This is a genomic window from uncultured Tateyamaria sp., assembly GCF_947496075.1.
In the GTDB taxonomy this organism is placed as follows: Bacteria; Pseudomonadota; Alphaproteobacteria; order Rhodobacterales; family Rhodobacteraceae; genus Tateyamaria.
Genome location: NZ_CANMBJ010000001.1, coordinates 419,027 through 439,512, shown reverse-complemented (window position 1 = coordinate 439,512; position 20,486 = coordinate 419,027). Strand labels below are relative to the sequence as shown.

Sequence of the window (20,486 nt, the reverse complement as noted above, 5' to 3'; positions counted from 1 at the left end):
AAAGGCCGATCACACAGATCGGCCTTTTTTTGTTTTACCTTGCCGTCTTGGAAAGCGCAGATAACGTATTTTCCGCGCTGTCGGTCACCTGGAAATAGCCCAGCAGCGATGCGTCGGCAAACCCGCCCGCGACCACGTGATCCAACAGCGCAATCAGTGGATCCCAATAGCCGCCCACGTTGACCAGCACGACCGGCTTTTCATGCAACCCAAGTTGTCGCCACGTCAGCACTTCAAACAGCTCGTCCAGCGACCCCGCGCCTCCGGGCAGCACAACGACGGCATCACAGTTCATGAACATGACCTTTTTGCGCTCGTGCATCGTTTCGGTCACGACGTATCGGGTCAGGTCGGTCTTGCCGACCTCCCAATCGACCAGATGGCGAGGGATGACGCCAAACGTATCAGCGCCGCCCGCCTGTGCTGCGCGCGCAACCGATCCCATCAGCCCCACATCGCCCGCGCCATACACAAGCTGCCATCCTCGTTCAGCAATCCCGGCGCCAAGGGCTTCGGCTTCGGTTGTGTAGCGGGGAGTATTCCCAGGGCGCGAGCCACAGTAGACGCAGACGGAAAATGGGGACATGTGGTGCTCCTGTAACGGGCGCGCGAAAGTGAAGGTTTTGTGACGCCGTTCTTTTGACCGCTATAGCGCTGCCTGTTATGCAAGCGCAACGAAACCGGGCCAACCGGTGCGGTGGAAAGGGTGAACATGTCCAAATGGTCGGCATTTGCCGGATCGAACGGCGCCTTGGCGGGTACTGTGATTGTCGTCGTTGCGGCGGCAGTCGGGGCTGGGCTGTACATCAACGCGAACCGATCTGACACGGTTCAAGCACCGCAGACTGTTGTCACTGAAACGACTGATGTCGAACAAACAACTGAAGTGCAGCCAGCGGCCGTTCCAGAACCAAAAGAGCTTTTGCAACCCGATCCGCCTTCTATTGACGAGGTGAGGGTCGAACCGGACGGGCTGATGGTGATCGCTGGTCGTGCGGCCCCTGGAAGCAAGGTGGCCGTGTTTTTGGATGGGACAGAAAACACGGAAACCACAACAGATGATGGCGGCAGCTTTGCAGCAATCACCATCCTTCCACCAAGCCCGAAGACGCAAGTGTTGACGGTCGTCCAACGTGTTGGTCAGGATGAGATCGCATCGGTGGACGAGGTGATCCTCGCCCCGCAAGCGCAACCCACGCCCAAATCAGCAAAACCTGCGGCACCCGAAGCTTTGGCCGAAGCCGAAAGCGTGCCGGAGCAACCTCAGACCGAGGACGTGGTTGCAGCCGAACCCACAGACCAGTCAACGTTTTCGGTGGCCGAGCAGACACCTGTTGAGGCCGATGTCGCAGGAGCGATCACAGCACCGGCATCCACCGCAGCGCCCAGCGAAGACATTGCTCAGGTTGAATCTTTTCAGGAACCGCAGATACCGGTATCCGATGAGGTGGCGCCCGATGACAGCAACGCGGTAACCTCCGTTTCAGCGGAGACAGGCGCAAGCGCTTCGGAACCTGAGACCCAAGTGACCGTTCTCAAATCGACCGCCGAAGGTGTGGAGGTTTTGGGCAACGTTGCGCCCGAGGCGCTGGACAACATCGCGCTGGACAGCATCAGCTATTCTGACACCGGCGATGTGGAACTTGCCGGGCGCGCGCAATCCGAGGCAGAGGCTGTCAGGGTCTATGTCAACAACACGCCTGTTGCCGATATCGACGTCAGCGAAGATGGCAGATGGAAAGGTGAACTGCCTGAGATCGACAAGGGCACCTACACGCTGCGCGTGGACGAGCTTAATGACGCCGGACAGGTGACAAGCCGGGTTGAAACACCGTTTCGACGCGAAGATCCCGAGGTTTTGGCGGAAGCTGACGGTGAGGACACACCAGCGACGCAGATCACTGTTCAAGCAGGTAACACGCTTTGGGCTATCGCCCGCGACCGTTATGGCGAAGGAACGCTTTATGTGCAGGTGTTTGAAGCCAACCGCGACCGCATCCGCAATCCGGACCTGATTTTCCCTGGTCAGGTATTTGCCCTACCGAATTAATCACTACTGGCGCTCTGACGCTGGCAAGTCAGGCATCAGTGTCCTAAATAGTCAGACCTGAACCTCAGGAATGCTTTTCTATGCCCGCAGACACTTCGGCCTCGGCTACACCCGCCGATCCGACAACCCCGACCAATGACCCGAACAAGGATGTGAGCCAGGCCGAGCGTAGCTCGGGGATGCGCACAATCCGCAAGGTCGCACCGTACCTTTGGCCAGCCGACAAGCCTTGGGTAAAGCAACGTGTTGTACTCGCGATGCTGGCCTTGGTGCTGTCCAAACTGGTGTCGGTTTACACGCCCATCCTCTACCGCGATGCCGTGAACGTGCTGGGGGGCGAAGGCGTTTCCGATCTTGCGCTGGGTGCCATCGGTTTGACCGTGGCCTATGGCGTGGCGCGCCTGATGAACGTTGGCTTTCAGCAGCTGCGGGACGCCATCTTTGCTCGCGTGGCCCAACGTGCCTTGCGCATGTTGGCGCTGGAGACATTCCAGCACATCCACCGCTTGTCGATGCGTTATCACATCACGCGCAAGACCGGCGGGCTAAGCCGCATCATCGAACGGGGCGTAAAGGGGGTCGAATTTCTACTACGCTTCCTTCTATTCTCAATCGGGCCGCTGATCCTGGAGCTTCTGCTGATCGGGGTCGTGCTGACCATCCTGTTCGATATTTGGTATCTGGTCGTCGTAGCCGTGACTATTGGCCTCTATGTCTGGTTCACATTTGCAGTGACCGAGTGGCGGGTGAAGCTGCGGCGGGTCATGAACGAGCAAGATACCGACGCCAACCAAAAAGCTATCGATAGTCTGCTCAACTTCGAAACGGTCAAGTATTTTGGCGCCGAAGCACGCGAAGCTGGCCGCTACGACAAGGCAATGGAAGGGTACGAGACTGCGGCGCTCAAGACCAGCTATTCGCTCGCGTTTCTCAATTTCGGTCAGTCCGTCATTATTACATCCGGCCTTGTCGGTGTGATGGTCATGGCAGCCATCGGTGTTCAGAATGGCACGCTGACTGTCGGCGATTTCGTCATGGTGAACGCCTACATGATCCAGATCACCATGCCGCTCAACTTCCTTGGTACGGTCTACCGCGAGATCAGGCAGGCGCTTGTGGATATGGGTGAGATGTTCGATCTGTTGGAACAACCTGCCGAGGTCGTGGATGCTCCAAACGCCAAGGCCCTGAACGTCACGGGTGGGCGTATTGAATTGGATGATGTGCATTTCGGTTACGACCCGGCGCGACCCATCTTGAAAGGTGTGTCCGTTGCGGCGGAGCCGGGGCAGCAAGTGGCAATCGTGGGCTCGACCGGCTCGGGCAAGTCGACCATCGGTCGGCTCTTGTTCCGTTTCTATGATGTGGGTGCCGGGGCACTTCGGATTGACGGACAGGATGTGCGGGAAGTCACGCAAGACAGCCTGCATGCAGCCATTGGCGTCGTGCCGCAGGACACCGTGCTGTTCAACGACACGATCCGATACAACATCGCCTACGGGCGCGACAACGCCACCCATGACGAGATCGAAGCCGCTGCCAAAGCCGCCCAGATCCACGATTTCATTCATGCACTGCCCGAAGGTTATGACACGGCCGTGGGCGAACGGGGCCTGAAGCTATCTGGCGGCGAAAAGCAGCGTGTCGGCATTGCCCGGACCCTGCTCAAGAACCCGCCCATCCTGCTGCTGGACGAAGCGACAAGCGCGCTCGACACCGAGACGGAGCAGGATATCAAGGACGCGTTGCATGCGGCAGGGCAGGGCCGCACGGTGCTGACCATCGCCCATCGCCTCAGCACCATTGCCGAGGCCGACCGGATCATTGTTCTGGAGCAGGGCGAGATTGTCGAAACTGGCACCCATGACGAACTGCTGGCGAAGGATGGTCGATATGCCCAGCTGTGGTATCGCCAGCAGGCGGATGAGGCACCCAGCTGATCGGCGCATCATAACAAGGCCAAGGCCTCACGTCGGAACGTGCTCGCCATGCTCCAGTCCCATCCGTCGTTACATTCGGCGCACATGTGGTCCGCTTGATCACCCAGCGCGTCGAACCACATGAGCAGCCCTTCCCAGATCAGCAGAGATTGCCGTTTGAGTGTCAGCGTGATCTCGCAGCGATCTGTGTCAGTGATCGGCTGAACGGCAAAGCTGGGAGCTGTCAACGCAGCAAAAAAGCACCAAACAGATGGCAAAGTCGTTGTCGGTAGATCAATCGGAACATGAAAATACTCCCACACGTGATGCGGGCAATAAGGATCACGACTCCGGCGAAAGAATGTCGTGTCGGTGGCATTCGAACACCTGCCACCGACAGTTTCCTTTTGAACTTACTCCGCGGCCTTCAGCGACGTAGCCCCAAGCGATGCCTGTGACAGCGTCGCCTCGGCGTGGCTTGGTTCGTCACCGAAATCCCAGACCAGTTCGTGGTTGCCAACCGTGCGCGTGTCTCGTGTCAACGCCCAGTCCCGTGCAGCCCGGCTGGCGCGGCCCATTGACAGTTTGGCCAGCAATTGGCTGATCCAACGAACATATGTGACGATCCAGACCCGAATTGCGAGCAGTGAGGGGGTGACAACCAAGGTCAGCACCGTCGCGATGCCAAGGCCGAAGACAACTGCCGTGGCCAACTGCTTCCACCACAGCGCAGTGGGGCTGTCGATGGTATAGCCGCCGCCACCAAAGTCGAGCGACAGGCCGAACATCATCGGGGCAAGACCAGCCATAGTGGTGACCGTTGTCAGCAGCACTGGTCGGATACGGTCCTGCGCCGTGCGGATGATGGCCTCAATCCGCGGCATGTACTTCTCGTACTCCTGATAGGTGTCGATCAGCACGATGTTGTTGTTCACCACGATCCCCGCAAGCGCGACGATGCCCGTGCCGGTCATGATAATCGAGAACGGCTGGTTCATCACCAGCATACCGATCAGCACCCCTGCCGTGGAAAGAACCACAGCGCCCAGAACAAGCAGCGCGTTGTAGATCGAGTTGAATTGCGCCAGCAGGATGATGAACATCAGGAACAGAGCACCTGCAAAGGCCTGCATCAGGAAGGCACCCGATTCCTCCTGATCTTCTTGGTCACCTGTCCATTCGCTGTCGATACCGATCGGGAAGGGCGCGGTGTCGATCCACTTGGTCAACTCTGCAATACGCTCGTTGGGATTGACCGGGATCAGGCGGAGCTCACCTGCATTCAGACCAGCCTGCAGATCCAGTGACCGGCCTTCGGGCGTTGCCGCAAAGATCCCGTAGTCCAGACCATTTGCCGTCAGGTCCGCATCGCTTGACGGTCGAACGGTTGCAACGATCTGCTCAACTTGTGCACCATCCTGGTCCACTGTCCGTACCACTTTCTGCAGTCCATCCAGCACATCCGCCTTCACGTCAAAATAGCGCTTTTGATCCACACGGCTGATCTGCGCCAGCTCGGCCACGGGGGTGCGAGTGATGAAGTTGGCAAGCGGAACAAGTCCATCCGCTGTACGCACTTTCAGCGTGTCCAGCGTGGACAGCACCCGATCATCCTCGGGCAAGCGGACACGGATCTCGATCTCTTCGTCAGACGTGTCGACACGCATCGTGTCCAGCAACAGGCCACGGGTCACCAACTGTACCATTGCGCCCACGGTTGCCACATCGGCCCCGTAGCGGCCCGCCTTTTGAACATCCACGTCGATCTGCCAGTCGATGCCGGGCAGGGGGCGTGTATCTTCGATGCGCGTCAACCCGGGCAGGGTATCGAACTGCGCGCGCGCCGCACCTGCGGCTTGCACCAGGTCCTCCCAATTGTCCCCCTTGATCCTGAGATGCACAGGCTTGGCCGAGGCCGGCCCTTGTGACAGTGGAAAAACCTCTGCCCGGATGCCCGGTATCTGTGCCAATTCGACCGACAACTCGTCCAGCACGGTGTTGCCGTCAAAATCCTCTGCCTTGATCTCGCGCATCACCGTGTAGTCAGTGAACGGGATGGTAAACCAGGGTTCTGAGGCGTCAGGGCGGTCTTCCCACGCTATGGTTTCAAGCTGGATCTGACCAACAGTGTCACGGGGCGATTGCGCTCCGCCGGTATTGGCGTTCAACCCGCCCGCACCCGCAAAGGCAAAGGCGCTCTTGATGCCTGGGTGGCCCAGCACAATCTCTTCGGCCTGCGTCAGCAGCGCGTCCTTTTCGTCCAGTGACATGTTCCCGCGCGCCAGCACGTAAACAATGGCTTGCTCTGGTTCTGTCTCGACGAAAAACTCGACGCCGCGGTTGTTGTTGATGAAATAGATCAGCGTGGTGCCGACAAAGACAAACACAACGCCAATCATCACAAGCGGCATAACCGGGTTTCCGACAATGCCTTGAATGACATAACCGAACGTCGACCGCTGATAGCCCGCGTGCACCTTGCGGTTACGCGTGCCAAAGACCTTGCGAACGCCCGAGTTCACACCCAATCCCAAGCGCAGGAACAAGGCCGTGACGGACAGGAGCGCCATGATCGCGCCGGCAAAGCCCAGAGCGGCCAATATCAGCATGCCCAACCCGAACATGAAGACATCAAGGAATGTGGGCAGCACGGAGCGCCAAATCTCTTGCTGGTCCATCATGGCAAATGCGGTGCCCGCACCTTCAAGCAGCAGCGGAATGGCGGTGAGACCGGCCATCATTGCGGCCGCCACACAGAAAAACAGCAGATGGGCCAAAATTGGCATGCCTGCGATACTGATGTTTGCATTGCCGAGTGCCTGGATGATGCGACCCAGAACACCGCCCATAACAGGCAGATACACAAGAGCAACGATCAGTGATGCTGACAGAACAAAGATCAGCGTTACAGGCAACATGCCCATGAATTCCCCTGGCACGCCGGGCCAGAACAGCATGGGCAGGAACGCACAAAGCGTCGTCGCTGTAGATGAAACAACAGGCCAGAACATCCGTTTCGCAGCCTCGACATAGGATCGCATCGGACCGACACCGGCCTGCTGCCGCTTGTCAGCGTACTCGACAACAACGATGGCGCCGTCGACCAGCATACCTACCGCCAGGATCAGACCGAACATCACGATGTTCGAAATCGAGATCCCCATGATTGCCAGCAGCACAAAGCACAGCAGGAACGACGTCGGAATGGCAAAGCCCACAAGCGTCGCGGCGCGCGGTCCAAGGAAAGCAAGAGAGACAATCATGACCAACGCAATCGCGGTCAGGACGGACCCTTCAAGCTGACCGACCATCGATGCCACCTCGCGGCTCATGTCGTTGGACGTGCCAACCTCGACGGCGGCGATCAATCCTTCAGGCCATTCAGCGGCCTTTTCATCAACCAGCACCTTCACTTCGCTCGCGGTGTCAATCAGGTTGAACCCCTTCCGCTTGACCACTTGCAGGGCCACGGTGTCGCTTCCGTTGAAGCGGGCTGTTGAGTCGCGGTCCTCGAATGTCAGGTTTATCTGGGCCAGATCGCCCAGAGTTACGACGCGGTCGCCGTTCGTTTTGACCGGCAGTTCATAAATGTCGCGCGCCTCGTTGAAGGACGACGGGATTTTGACGGCAAATGCGCCTTGCGCAGTTTCAATCTCGCCAGCTGCAATCAGCTGATTGTTGTTCTGAACCACATTGATCAATTCGCCAGCGGTTACGTTGTAGGCTTCAAGGCGCAGCGGATCGATCAGGACTTCGACCATCTCGTCGCGGTTGCCTACAAGGTTGGCTTCCAGAACGGCATCAAGCCCCTCGATGTCGTCCTGCAAATCCTTTGCGACCCGCGCGATTGTGCGTTCAGGGACAGGGCCGGACAGGTTGATAATGATGATCGGGAATTCCGAGAAGTTGAATTCATCGACCGTGTATTGTTCAAACCCATCCGGGAAATCCGCTTCGGCCTTGTCCATGGCATCACGAACGTCAGCCAGAACCTTGGTCTTGTCCCAACCAAACTCGAACTCCAGCACGATGTTGGCGTAGCCCTCGGCCGCTGTGGACGTCATTCGATCCAAGCCGTCAAGGTCGGACAACTCGGTTTCCATGGGCTGAATCAGCAACTGTTCCGAATCCGCGGCAGAGATGCCGGGGAAGGGCAGTGAAATCACCAAAGTTGGGATTTCAATATCTGGTTCACCCTCCTTGGGCAGCACGACATAGGCCAAGCCGCCTGCAAGAATGGACAGGAAGATAAAGGCTACAACCATTCGCGCTCGTGACGCGGCCCAGTCGACGATACCGGTCATTGGGTCTGCTCCTGATAAGTGGGCGCGACTGTCACGCCCGCTGTCACGAATTCCTGTCCAACGACGATCACATTGACCTCATCAGCCAATCCGGTCAGCCAGATACCTTGTGCGGTATCGCGCACGACATTGACCGGGTTGAAAGCAACAAGGCCAGCGTCATCAACCGTCCGCAAGCCCAACACGCCATCTTCACTCAGGGTCAGCGCAGATGGGGGTAGCAAGTGCGCGTTGGTCCCTGCGCCTGAGATGGCGATTTCTGCCGTCTGCCCGTCACGGATACTAAGATCGGCGTTCGGAACCTCGATCTCAACCCGGAAGGTTCTGGTGGTTTCGTCAGCAGAACGGCTTAGGAATGTAACTTTGCCAGTGACCTCTCTGCCGCCAGCCGCAAGGCGCGCGCCAGCGGCGGCACCGACGGCGACGCGCGCGACTTCGGTCTCGGGGGCAAACGCAACCAGCTTGATAGGATCAAGTTGAATAACCGTGGCGCAAAGCGATCCCGGTTGCAGCAACGTACCCAACTCTGCCGTGTCGCTTTCCAGCAAACCCGCGAAAGGTGCACGGATGTCGAGCCGTTCCAATTCCTTCTCTGCCGTGGCGATGGATGCAGCCGCGCTTTCGATCGCGGCGTCGGCACTTTGAAGCCCGGATTTGGCGGCAACTACACTGGCCTTGGCCCCTTCAAAGCTCGCTTCGGCGGCGGCCAGGGCTGCTTCGGCGTTTTTCACACGCGTCTCAGCAGCAAAACCACCCTCGCTCAGCCTGCGGGCCGCGTTCTGGTTTACCACTGCCTCATCAATGCGCGCCTGCGCCTCGATCACCCGCGATTCGGCTTCGGGTACGCGGCTTTCGGCCTCGGCTTTGCTGGCGATGGCCTCGGCTAAACGCGCCCGCGCCTCTGCAAGGCTGGATGCACGGGTCCCGGGATCAAGTTGACACATCAATTCACCCGCTTCGACGAACGCGCCCTTGCGCAGCGGTGGAGAGATGACGGTGGATGACGTCTCGGCCCGTACTTCAACTTCGCGGGCGGCTTGTGTCTGGCCACGCAATGTGACCGCGTTGTCGATTTCGCGCGCAACAGATTTGCGCACAACGACCTTGATCAACGCGTCGGTATCCTGAGCCGCATCCTCAGTTTCCGCAGGGGCCAATTCCTCTGCGACTTCCTCGACTTCTGTTTCCGCCCCGCCGGTCAATTCGGCAATAAAGGCAAGAGTCGACTCACGTTCAATGACCCAAAAATACAATCCTGCGCCAACTGCAATGGCCAAGATCATCGAAACAATCCGCATCTTGTGTTCTTCCTTGGTAGACCAATGACCCAAAACGTGATGACGGGTCGGGTGCTATATAGAGTTTCATACGTCTAAACTAACCAGTTCAGATTACTTTTTTTGAGGCGGCATCGCAATGATGCCCAATTGACGCAGTGCAAGCAGCGGATGCATGCTCTTGGCTTGGGCGCGGCATCCCTGTAAGACGGCTCGGAAAACAAGGGTGAGGCGGAGCCAATCCGCCACGATATTGGGAGCGCGGGCGTGAGTGATACCGACAGCTTTATTGACGAAGTCACCGAAGAGGTGCGTCGCGACCGATTGTATGGCTATGTGCGTCGCTATGGCTGGATTGCAGCCATCGTGATTGTGGGCATCGTTGGTGCTGCGGGTTTCAATGAATACCGCCGGGCGCAGGCAGAATCCAACGCACAAGCGCTGGGTGACGCAATGCTGGCCGCATTGGCATCAAACGAAGATGACGCGCGCGCCGACGCACTGATCGGGGTTACGGCCGACACAGCAGAAGGCGCCGCGATTCTCGCTTTCATGACAGCAGGTGCGCAGTCGCAAGCAGGTCGCGCAGACGATGCGATCCAGACCTTGCAACCTATTGCACAATCGCCCGAGCTGCCGCTGATCTATCGCCAGATCGCCACGTTCAAATCGCTGATGTTGCAAAGTGAAACGCAGGATGCAGACACGCGTCGTCAGGGGTTCGAGGCATTGGCCGTTCCGGGCGTTCGTATGCGCCTTCTGGCCGAAGAACAGCTTGCGCTGATCGATATCGAAACCGGCAACCCGGATGCGGCCATCGCCCGCTTCCAGTCCATCATGGATGATGCCGAGGCGACCCCGGGCTTGCAACGTCGTGCCCTACAGGCAATGGTGGCGCTGGGCGGCGCGCCAGAAGCCACAGAGACCGCTGGAGAATAAGCAAGATGGGCCGGACGATGGGGGATTTGGGTATGGTTTGGAACACCCGTAAACGTATCCTGTTGGCAACCGTGGCGCTGACGATTGTTGCGGCCTGTTCCGAGCGGGAGATCATTCTGCCGGGCAAACGCGAACCTGTGTCCGCCGTCTTGACGGCCGACACTGCCGAGGCTGAGGCGTTGACTGAGGCCGCGCGTGATATCGCCCTTCCGCCACAAGTGGCAAACACCGATGCGGCACAAAGCTTTGGCACACCTGCATTTCGAACCGATCACCCGCAGCTGGGTCAAACACTGACGCCGATCTGGTCCGTGGATATTGGCGCAGGCGACAGCCGCAAACACCGCATCGTGGCCGACCCTGTCGTCTCGGACGGGCGTGTGTTCACACTTGACGCCGAAACGACGGTTACGGCGGTGTCCACGTCTGGCCAGGTGCTGTGGCAACGGGACATCCTGACGGATCGCGCCAACAGTGGCGAGGGAACGGGCGGTGGTCTTGCCGTTGATGGCAATGTCTTGTTTGTCTCAAGCGGGCTGGGCACGCTGACCGCCCTTGATGTCGAAACGGGCGGCACGATTTGGGAACAGGAACTGGAAGCCATCGGCGTTGGGCGCCCAACCGCCTTTGAAAATCTCGTCTATGTTATGGCCGGGGACGACACTGGCTGGGCTTTGGAGAAAGACAGTGGCCGCATCGCGTGGCAGGTCAGCAGTTCTGAGACCCGCACAAACGTCTTGGGTGGGCCTGCGCCCATCGTGACGGATGGTCTGGCGGTATTCTCTTTTGGCTCCGGCGAAATGCAGGCGGTGTTCCGTCAGGGTGGCCTGCGCCGCTGGGATGCATCGGTGCTGGGTGAACGGCAGGGCCGTGCGCTGGCCAAGGTCGACGATGTCACTGGTCGCCCCATTGCCAAGGATGGCGTTATCTATGCGGGCAACCAATCCGGTCGTACGGTTGCAGTGAATGCCGGGTCCGGCGCACCCATCTGGACCAGCGCCGAAGGGGCAATTGATACCGTGTTGCCAGTGGCAGGAAGCGTTTTCCTGATTTCTGACCGGAACGAACTTGTGCGCCTGAACGCCGAGGACGGAACCCGTGTCTGGGACACGCGCTTGCCGAACTTCGTAAAGGATCGCCCTTTGCGTCAATCCGAAGTGTTTGCACATCACGGCCCGGTTCTCGCCGGTGGTCGACTGCTGGTTGCATCCTCGGACGAAACACTGCGCAGCTTTGACCCGGTGTCGGGCGGGCTAACAGGTCGGACGGAAATTCCCGGCGGGGCAACCACAGCCCCCGTGGTGGCAGGGCAAACCCTGTACGTCGTGTCCCGCAAGGGCCAATTGCTGGCTTATCGCTAAGTCAAAACCGCCCCCTTTAAGTGGGCGCGCGAATGGTCTATGTGCGCGATCTGATCTCTCGGATACAAACCTCATGACCTTGACCCTCGCTATTGTCGGACGTCCCAATGTGGGCAAGTCCACGCTGTTCAATCGCCTTGTGGGCAAACGCCTTGCCTTGGTTGACGATCAGCCCGGTGTGACCCGCGACCTGCGCGAAGGGGCCGGGCGGCTGGCTGATCTGCGCTTTACCGTCATTGATACGGCCGGGCTTGAGGAAGCGACCGACGACAGCCTGCAGGGCCGCATGCGCAGGCTGACCGAGCGCGCCGTGGACATGGCCGATGTGTGCCTGTTCATGATCGACGCACGGGCAGGTGTGACACCCACGGACGAAGTCTTTGCTGACATCCTGCGCAAGCGGGCGGACCACGTGCTGCTGGCTGCGAACAAAGGAGAGGGATCAGCCGCAGATGCAGGGGTGCTCGAGGCGTTCTCGCTCGGGCTTGGGGAGCCAATCCGCCTGTCTGCCGAACACGGTGAAGGGCTGAACGATCTCTATGCCCAACTGCAACCCTTGGCGGATCTCCACGAAGAAAAGAACGCCCAAGAGGCCCCGGAAACAGATGTAACCGTGGACGAGGATGAAGATGATCCCGATTACGTCCCGCAGCCCACCAACGCCAAGCCCCTGCAGGTTGCCGTTGTGGGGCGACCGAACGCGGGCAAGTCCACCTTGATCAACCAGATCGTTGGCGAAGATCGCCTGTTGACGGGCCCGGAAGCCGGGATCACCCGCGATGCGATCAGTTTGCGCACGGATTGGGACGGCACGCCTATGCGCATCTTCGATACCGCAGGCATGCGCAAGCGGGCCAAGGTGCAGGAAAAGCTGGAAAAACTGTCTGTCAGCGACGGTCTTCGCGCCGTGAAGTTTGCCGAAGTGGTGGTGGTCTTGCTTGATGCGGCCATTCCCTTTGAACAGCAGGACCTACGCATTGCCGATCTGGCTGAGCGTGAGGGGCGGGCCGTCGTTGTCGCCATTAACAAGTGGGATATCGAGGACGACAAGCAAGCCAAGCTGAAAGAACTGAAGGAGAGCTTCGAACGGCTGTTGCCCCAACTCAAAGGTGCACCGCTGGTTACCGTTTCGGCCAAAACTGGACGTGGATTGGATCGGCTGCACGGCGCCATCATGCGTGCCTACGACGTCTGGAACCGCCGTGTGCCTACTGCGGCACTGAATCGCTGGCTGACGGGCATGTTGGAACAGCACCCGCCACCCGCGCCGCAGGGCAAGCGGATCAAGCTGCGCTACATGACTCAGGCCAAGACCCGGCCGCCGGGGTTTGTCGTCATGTGTTCGCACCCCGACAAGGTGCCCGAAAGCTACAATCGCTACCTGGTGAATGGCTTGCGGCTGGACTTTGATATGCCCGGTACGCCGATCCGTCTGTTCATGCGCGGACAAAATGATGCAAACCCTTACAAGGGGCGCAAGAAGGCGGGGCCGTCCAAGCTGCGCAAACACACCGAAGGGCGACGCAGCTAGTGCGTTAACCAGGTTTAAAGCACCTAAGGTGTTGAAAACAAATCTGTCCCCGCGGGGACACTATGTTTTCTGTGTCGTAGACTGGATCACCGGGTACACCATGATGATGGACCCAAGCAGCGCCAGTGCGCCCACAGACCGCAGGTCAAACCCGTTCTGAACGGTCACGGCCACCAAGGCCCAGATCACGGCAATGCCATAAGTTGGCGCACGACCCAGCGCGTTTTGGACTATGAATGCCAGAGCGACCGCGGTAGCCACCATCAGCCAAGCAGCCGTTTGCTGGGATGTCAGCCCGTACCCCGCCAGAAGCAATCCTAAAGCGACGCAACTGGCTGCGCTTAGCCACCCTGCATAAAGCCCAACAGGCCAGGCGGCCGCCCAAGGGTCAAGCCGAGGACTGCGCCAAAGCGCGATCAACGTACTGACCAACATCACCCAAATTAATATGGTCGCCCAGACAGGGCTACGCACAGCCACAGGCAACCAAATGCTGCCAACCGCCAGCGACACGGCAAGAGGGATGCGCATCTCCGCCCAGTCCGGCGCAGTCCAGCGGCGCAGGGCGCCAAAGGCGGCACCAACGATGAGCCAGAGATAGATCACACCCCAGATGGCAAAAGCATATCCTTCCGGCTGCACGGGCGGGTCCGCCTGCGGGATCGGGAACTGATCGGCATCAAATCCCCCGAAGCCCGGCACCCAAAAGGGCGACGCGGCAAAGGCCAGCGCAAGGATCAGCACAACCGCAGGCATGGTTTTCCACCGTTTACAAATTTCACAAGGCCGGTAACCTTGCTGTCATAGTTTAGTGCTTTCGACCGTATTTCAAGGACTTGAATAGATATGACACGCATTGCGATCTTTTGTGATGGGACATGGAACTCACCCGATATGCAAGAACCCACCAGCGTGCACAAACTCAAACGCGCGCTTGTGAACGATCCGAGCAAGGAACAAGTGGCTGCCTATTTTGCCGGGATTGGCACTGACCGTCGGTTCGATGGCCCGGTCAAGAAGTTCCTGAACAGGTGGGGCGGCGGGGCGTTCGGCTGGGGTCTCGATGCCAAGGTCAAGCAGGCCTATCAGTTTCTGGCTCAAGCCTATCAGGCAGGGGACGAAATTTATTTGTTCGGCTTTTCAAGGGGCGCATTCACAGCGCGGTCGGTCGCGGGGATGATACGCAAGTGCGGGATCATTACCGATACAAGCACCGAGGGTGTGAATGCCGCATTCAACCTCTATCGCAAACGGGGCAAGCGCAATCACCCCGACACCCCTCATATCCGCGAAGCACGGCGCGCGATGTCGCCGAAATTCGGTACGTCTGTCAGTGACTTGGCATGGCGCAACGATACCTCCCGATTGGTCGAGATTTCATACCTTGGCGTCTGGGATACTGTGGGCGCGCGGGGCATTCCCCCGTCACTGCTGGGGCCGATCGCGTCAATGTGGAACAGGCAGTACAAGTTCCATGACATGGCGCTGTCCAGCCTTGTGCAATCGGCCCGGCACGCGCTGGCATTGGATGAACGGCGGGTGATGTACAGGCCTGCGAAGTGGGACAACTTGGATGGCGACAAGGGCCTGAACCACGGGGATACCGGGCCGCTGCGTCCCTATCAGCAGATTTGGTTCGTGGGCGACCATAGCATCGTGGGTGGATCGGGTGCGGCCCAACCATTGTCGATGATTGCGCTGGATTGGGTGGTGCAGGGGGCCGGGCGTTTGACGCTTGAACCGGGCACAAGGTTTCCACCCAGCGACCCTGATCCGCTGGCGGACGCGGATATCGATACGGGGTGGTCCTTGTTGAAGAAGTGGCGCCAAGGCCCTCTTTCCAAATGGGAAATTCATGCCTCGGTCGACGAGCGCAGGCAGAAGCGGGGCGATTATCGCCCCGGCTCCTTGAAGATTTAGGCCAGCGTTCCGTCTGCTGACAACGTTGACTTGCCGCCAAGATAGGGGGTCAGCGCCGCGGGCAGAGAAACCGAACCGTCGGCCTGCTGTCCATTTTCCAGCACGGCGATCAGGCAGCGACCCACGGCAAGGCCAGAGCCGTTAAGTGTATGAACGAACTGCGGTTTTCCGCCGTCTGCGGGTTTGAATCGGGCGTTCATGCGGCGGGCCTGGAAGTCGCCGGTGGTTGAGACCGAACTGATCTCGCGATAGGTGTTCTGGCCGGGTAGCCACGCCTCGATGTCGTAGGTGCGGCGCGCGCCAAAACCCATGTCTCCCGTGCACAGAACGACGGTTCTGTAAGGAATTTCAAGGGCTTCCAGGATACCTTGCGCACAACCCAACATCCGCTTCTGTTCGTCTTCCGAACCGTCTGGATGCGTGATCGACACCATCTCGACTTTTTCGAACTGGTGTTGGCGCAGCATGCCTGCCGTGTCACGACCTGCGCTCCCTGCTTCGGAGCGGAAGCAGAGGGTGTGGGCGGTCATGCGGACGGGCAGGGCGGCCTCGTCCAGAATGTCGCCTGCGACGGTGTAAGTCAGGGGCACTTCGGAGGTGGGAACGAGCCACATGCCGTCCTCGGTCCGGTAGCTGTCTTCGCCAAATTTGGGAAGCTTATCAGTACCATACATGGCGTCGTCGCGGACGAGCACGGGGCTGTTCACCTCCGTCAGTCCGTTCTGATCGACATGGGTGTCGATCATGAATTGAGCCAGTGCGCGGTGGATGCGGGCGACGGCGCCCTTGAGCATGACAAAGCGGCTGCCGGAGGTTTTGGCGGCGGTTTCGAAGTCCATCGAGGCCGTAACGCCCGCGATGTCGAAATGCTCTTTTGCGTCGAAATCAAAGTTTTGCGGGTTGCCCCAACGGTGGATTTCGACGTTGTCATCCTCGTCCGCGCCGTCCGGTACGTCGCTTGCAGGCAGGTTGGCAATGCGCGCCAATGCGTCGGTCAGCTGGGCGTCGAGCGCCTTGGCCTCCTCTTGCATCTGCGCGATTTCCGCTTTCTTTTCAGATACTAAGGCGCGGAGGCGCTGGAACTCGTCCTCGTCCCCACGACCCTTGGCGGCGCCCACTTCCTTGGATGCTTTATTCTGTTCGGCCTGCGCGGTTTCGGCGGCGAGGATCTTGGCCCGGCGGGCCTCGTCCAGCGCGAGCAGAGACGACGACATCGCAGCGTCCCCACGGCGCGCAAGAGCGGCGTCGAAGGCGGCGGGATTCTCGCGAATGGCGCGAATGTCGTGCATTGGTCTGATCCTTTGAACAGAATTTATGGTGCCGCCCCTATGCCCGATCAGGGGGCGGGGGCCAAGAGGTTAAGGTAGTGTACGGTGGGGGAGTTGCGGGCAAACTGCGATGTTTGGGGGTGAAACTGCGTGTTTTGATGGGGTGGATATGTGGGGTTTTGAGTGAGGATTGGGGAAACCGCACGTTTTGCGGGGGAAAGTGCGTGTTTCGGTAGATGGTGGGTTGGCGAGTTTGGTTAACTTTTTGGGGGGCGTTAAGGTTTGGGGAGGGGTGTTAGGGACTAGGAAAGGTTTGGTGTTTGGGTTTTATGCATTCCCTTGTTGCCATCCTACGGGCAAGGTTTCTTGCCAAGCGCGCCATTGTCTTTCAAACGCATCACCCTTTAGCTTTTGGTCCGGCCAGTGCGGTGGCCAACCGTCGTCGCCAGGGCAAACACCGGATGGGAGAACGACAGAGGCGTCTCCGAACACTAGATCAGTTGGTAACTCAGAAATCTGCTGTTTAGTCATATCAATGTTCCGCAACGCTGCTCCGGATATTTGATTTGAGCGATCAAAGACCTGACTCGGGTGACGCAAAAACATGTCGTAGAGTTTGATGCTGTCCATCTTCGCCCCTTGGAACCAAGTTTCCTTCACAATGGCGCCGTGGAAAGATGCGCCTTGAAGCGAGCTGTGTTGAAATAGAGCGCCAGACAGATTGGTCCCGTCGAAACCCGTTCTGAAGCAATGGCTGTTTTGCAGGTTGGCATCGTTCAGGGCGGCGACCCTTAAATCTGCCATGAACAGATTGGCTTCCGATAAGTCAGCGTCCACAAGATACGCCGCTTCAAGCTGGGCGAATGACAGGTCCGATCCATGCAGCTGCGCCTCGACCAGTTTTGCGCCCTGAAGGCTCGACCCGGACAAAAGGCAGTGCTCAAGCTGCGCCCCTGTAAGGTCAAAGGCTTGCAAGTTGCACCCCCGCAAGTCGAACTCGCCATCTCGCAGTGGCGTGTCTGATATTCGGCTTAGCCTGCCAAGTGTTTGCACCGACTTTTCCATGTCTGCCCGAACCGGAGACAGGTTTCTGGCCCAATTTACTTTTGGGTTGTCCGTTTGCTCGTCGTCTCGAATTTTGGGCGGAAACTCTTTGCTGAGTTCGCGGACATATACAGAAAGCAAGCGGGCGATGCGGGAAACTTCTTTTGGGTCTTCCTTCGCCAGCCCTTCAAGCCGATCTATTGCCGCATTGCGTTGGACTATGTCGTCTTCCCAAAGGTCTTGATAGGTGCCATTTGCGTTTGGCTTGCTCACTTGCCTGCGGGCGTAGAGCCCCTTGGTCGCCTCATTGATCTTGTCATTAAACAATGCATCCTCAGCCGTTTTGTTTGTGCGCCGCGTCAATCTGAGGCGTGCCATGGTGAGCGGCAGTGCGATCGCTGCACCGATGACAGTTGTGAGGGCCGTCAGCTGCACCAGTTTGAATCGAAATTCCCAAACGCCGTTTGGCACCTGTCGACGCGTGACAGCGTTTGAAAGAACGTCGATTATCAAACCCAAAAGACCGGCAGTCAGGATCGTTACAACTCCCACCCACAAGACTGTGCCAAGAATAAATGACCACACAGGCATCCTTCGGACACCCAGCCTTTCGCGCAAATATGTCAGGAAAGGCAGGTCGCGTTGCTGTCCCGGCAAGATCGAAAAAACAAGCCATGACGCTCCGGCGATGGATGCGAGAGAAATGAAGCCCCAGAACAGTGATGGGGGCATGGGAATAGTCAGCGTGGTCGTCTCCATCCCACCATTCTGACGCGAATGTGCGTCGGGCAAAAGACTTTTGACATTGTCGGGATGATCTGTCGCCCCTGAAAACCCCTTTGTGCCTTGCGCTGACCCGCCCCCGCCCATAGGTTCTGCCAAACTCTGAAGCGGGCCTAGAATCCGCCCCAAGACCAAGGACAATTCCCATGGAAGCCATCGGCCAGTTTATTCCCCTGATCCTGATCTTTGCGATCATGTATTTCTTGCTGATCCGCCCTCAGCAAAAGAAGGTCAAAGAGCATGCCGCCATGGTGGAGCAACTGCGCCGGGGTGATCAGATCGTCACCCAAGGTGGCCTGATCGGCAAAGTGTCCAAGGTCAAGGAAGACAATGAGGTCGAGGTGGAGCTGGCCGAGGGCGTGAAAGTGCGCGTCGTCAAATCCACCATCGCGCAGGTTCTGAACAAGACCGAGCCCGCGAAGTAATGCTTCAGATCGAGAGCTGGAAACGGGTTCTGATCTGGGCGCTGTGTGCGCTTGGCCTGATCCTGGCCCTGCCGAACGGGTTTTACACCCGGGTTGAGCAGCACAATGATGCCGCGCAGGCCATCGAGTTGGGCGCTGATACGCCCGCGAACCAGGAGATACTGGCGCAGTGGCCGGGCTTTATGCCGTCGGCGCTGGTGAACCTTGGTTTGGACCTGCGGGGCGGGGCGCATTTGCTGGCCGAGGTGCAGGTCGAGGATGTCTATGCAAGCCGCATGGAGGCGAGCTGGCCCGAGATCCGGGATATTCTGCGCCCTGAGCGGGCAACGATTGGCACCATTCGCTTGCAGCCTTCGGCATCTGACGAGTTGCGCATTCGCATTGGGGAACCTGCGGGCTTGCAGCGCGCGTTGCAGGTCGTGCGGACGCTGGCGCAGCCGGTGCAGACCCTGACGGGTGTGGGCGCGAATGACATTGTGGTCCGTGCCGATGGGGCGGACGTGATTGTTGTCAGCTTGAGCGACGAGGAAAAGCTGGCAAGCGACGAGCGGACGGTGCAGCAATCGCTGGAGATTGTGCGCCGACGGATTGACGAGGTCGGCACGCGGGAGCCGACCATCCAACGGCAGGGATCGCAGCGGATTTTGATCCAGGTGCCGGGCATCGGATCAGCCGCCGAGTTGAAAGAGATCATTGGCACCACGGCCCAGCTGACGTTCAACCCGGTTGTGAACCGGACCTCGGACGAGAATGCCGCGCCGGGCATTGGTAACAAGCTGGTGCCGTCGCTGGATGAGCCGGGTCTGTTTTATGTCATCGAGAGCGCGCCTGTTGTGACGGGCGAGGATCTGGTGGATGCGCAGCCGAGCTTTGACCAGAATGGCAGCCCCGCGGTGTCGTTCCGCTTCAACACCACGGGTGCGCGTCGGTTTGGGGACTACACGGCCGAGAATATTGGGTCGCCCTTTGCCATTGTGCTGGATGATGAGGTGGTGAGCGCCCCTGTGATCCAGAGCCATATTCCGGGTGGGTCGGGGATCATCACCGGCAACTTCAATGTCGAGGAGTCGACGAACCTTGCCATTCTGTTGCGTGCGGGGGCTTTGCCTGCGGAACTGACGTTCCTGGAAGAGCGGACCATCGGACCGGAACTGGGGCAGGACAGCATTGATGCGGGCAAGATCGCGACCATGATCGCCTTTGCCGCGGTGCTGGTGTTCATGGGGCTGAGCTATGGTCTGTTTGGGCTGTTTGCCAATATCGCGCTGATCATCAACATTGGTTTGATCTTTGGCCTTTTGAGCATGATCGGAGCCACGCTGACCTTGCCGGGTATTGCAGGCATCGTGTTGACCGTGGGGATGGCGGTGGACGCCAACGTGCTAGTGTTCGAGCGCATACGCGAAGAGTTGAAGTCGGCGCGGGGACCTGCGCGGGCGATCGAACTTGGGTACGAGAAGGCGCTGTCGGCCATTCTGGATGCCAACATCACGACCTTCATCACGGCTGTGATCCTGTTTGCCATGGGCTCTGGCCCGGTGCGCGGCTTTGCGATCACGCTGGGTCTGGGCATTTTGACGTCCGTGTTTACCGCGATCTTCGTGACGCGGCTGATGGTGGTGATGTGGTTTGAACGCCGCCGCCCCAAGACAATCGAGGTGTAAG

General features: G+C 58.8%; 15 protein-coding genes. 8 read left to right on the top strand and 7 right to left on the bottom strand.

Annotation, left to right across the window (positions count from 1 at the left end; all coding sequences use genetic code 11):
- Positions 1-34: 34 nt before the first annotated feature.
- Entirely contained in the window at positions 35-586 is a 552-nt protein-coding gene (locus tag Q1A51_RS02200; protein ID WP_299206771.1) for a TIGR00730 family Rossman fold protein, read from the bottom strand.
- A 126-nt stretch (positions 587-712) separates the two neighbouring features.
- Here Q1A51_RS02200 and Q1A51_RS02195 point away from each other — a divergent pair, with 126 nt between their 5' ends.
- Both Q1A51_RS02195 and Q1A51_RS02190 read left to right on the top strand, forming a co-directional pair.
- A complete protein-coding gene (locus tag Q1A51_RS02195) occupies positions 713-2,050 on the top strand; it encodes a LysM peptidoglycan-binding domain-containing protein (RefSeq protein WP_299603262.1) in 1,338 nt (445 codons plus the stop codon).
- 80 nt (positions 2,051-2,130) lie between these two features.
- Entirely contained in the window at positions 2,131-3,990 is a 1,860-nt protein-coding gene (locus tag Q1A51_RS02190) for an ABC transporter ATP-binding protein/permease (RefSeq protein WP_299603260.1), read from the top strand.
- 8 nt (positions 3,991-3,998) lie between these two features.
- Here the strand turns inward: Q1A51_RS02190 and Q1A51_RS02185 are convergent, their stop codons facing one another.
- The 3 genes from Q1A51_RS02185 to Q1A51_RS02175 form a co-directional block, all read right to left on the bottom strand.
- The gene (locus Q1A51_RS02185) at positions 3,999-4,217 is read right to left on the bottom strand and encodes a hypothetical protein (RefSeq protein WP_299206766.1); all 219 of its coding nucleotides are present in this window, start codon (positions 4,215-4,217) and stop codon (positions 3,999-4,001) included.
- A 165-nt stretch (positions 4,218-4,382) separates the two neighbouring features.
- Entirely contained in the window at positions 4,383-8,273 is a 3,891-nt protein-coding gene (locus Q1A51_RS02180) for an efflux RND transporter permease subunit (RefSeq protein WP_299603257.1), read from the bottom strand.
- Complete coding sequence (locus Q1A51_RS02175; RefSeq protein ID WP_299603254.1) at positions 8,270-9,571, bottom strand: efflux RND transporter periplasmic adaptor subunit; 1,302 nt, start codon at positions 9,569-9,571, stop codon at positions 8,270-8,272. The genes Q1A51_RS02180 and Q1A51_RS02175 overlap by 4 nt, the downstream gene beginning before the upstream one ends.
- A 246-nt stretch (positions 9,572-9,817) precedes the next feature.
- Between Q1A51_RS02175 and Q1A51_RS02170 the strand changes: the two genes are divergently transcribed.
- The 3 genes from Q1A51_RS02170 (at position 9,818) to der (ending at position 13,381) form a co-directional block, all read left to right on the top strand.
- Complete coding sequence (locus tag Q1A51_RS02170) at positions 9,818-10,489, top strand: hypothetical protein (protein WP_299603252.1); 672 nt, start codon at positions 9,818-9,820, stop codon at positions 10,487-10,489.
- A gap of 32 nt (positions 10,490-10,521) precedes the next feature.
- Positions 10,522-11,850, top strand: coding sequence for a PQQ-like beta-propeller repeat protein (locus Q1A51_RS02165; protein WP_299603250.1), 1,329 nt, complete (start codon positions 10,522-10,524; stop codon positions 11,848-11,850).
- A 73-nt stretch (positions 11,851-11,923) separates the two neighbouring features.
- Positions 11,924-13,381, top strand: a complete 1,458-nt coding sequence (der, locus tag Q1A51_RS02160) for a ribosome biogenesis GTPase Der (protein ID WP_299206757.1) — start codon at positions 11,924-11,926, stop codon at positions 13,379-13,381.
- 60 nt (positions 13,382-13,441) lie between these two features.
- Here der and Q1A51_RS02155 read toward each other — a convergent pair whose 3' ends face one another.
- Positions 13,442-14,137 carry a hypothetical protein gene (locus tag Q1A51_RS02155; protein WP_299603247.1) on the bottom strand — a complete coding sequence of 232 codons (696 nt, stop codon included), beginning with the start codon at positions 14,135-14,137 and terminating at the stop codon, positions 13,442-13,444.
- A 90-nt stretch (positions 14,138-14,227) separates the two neighbouring features.
- Between Q1A51_RS02155 and Q1A51_RS02150 the strand changes: the two genes are divergently transcribed.
- Positions 14,228-15,301, top strand: coding sequence for a DUF2235 domain-containing protein (locus Q1A51_RS02150; RefSeq protein WP_299603245.1), 1,074 nt, complete (start codon positions 14,228-14,230; stop codon positions 15,299-15,301).
- Here the strand turns inward: Q1A51_RS02150 and serS are convergent.
- Both serS and Q1A51_RS02140 read right to left on the bottom strand, forming a co-directional pair.
- A complete protein-coding gene (serS, locus tag Q1A51_RS02145) occupies positions 15,298-16,590 on the bottom strand; it encodes a serine--tRNA ligase (protein ID WP_299603243.1) in 1,293 nt (430 codons plus the stop codon). The two genes, Q1A51_RS02150 and serS, sit on opposite strands and share 4 nt — an antisense overlap.
- 306 nt (positions 16,591-16,896) lie before the next feature.
- Entirely contained in the window at positions 16,897-17,634 is a 738-nt protein-coding gene (locus Q1A51_RS02140) for a pentapeptide repeat-containing protein (protein WP_299604018.1), read from the bottom strand.
- Between the two features lie 908 nt (positions 17,635-18,542).
- On the opposite strand from Q1A51_RS02140, the gene yajC reads away from it, so the two are divergent.
- Complete coding sequence (gene yajC, locus Q1A51_RS02135; RefSeq protein ID WP_299206748.1) at positions 18,543-18,821, top strand: preprotein translocase subunit YajC; 279 nt, start codon at positions 18,543-18,545, stop codon at positions 18,819-18,821.
- Positions 18,821-20,485: a protein translocase subunit SecD gene (gene secD / locus Q1A51_RS02130; RefSeq protein WP_299603241.1), complete on the top strand. Its 1,665-nt coding sequence runs from the start codon at positions 18,821-18,823 to the stop codon at positions 20,483-20,485. The genes yajC and secD overlap by 1 nt, the downstream gene beginning before the upstream one ends.
- Position 20,486: the final 1 nt, after the last annotated feature.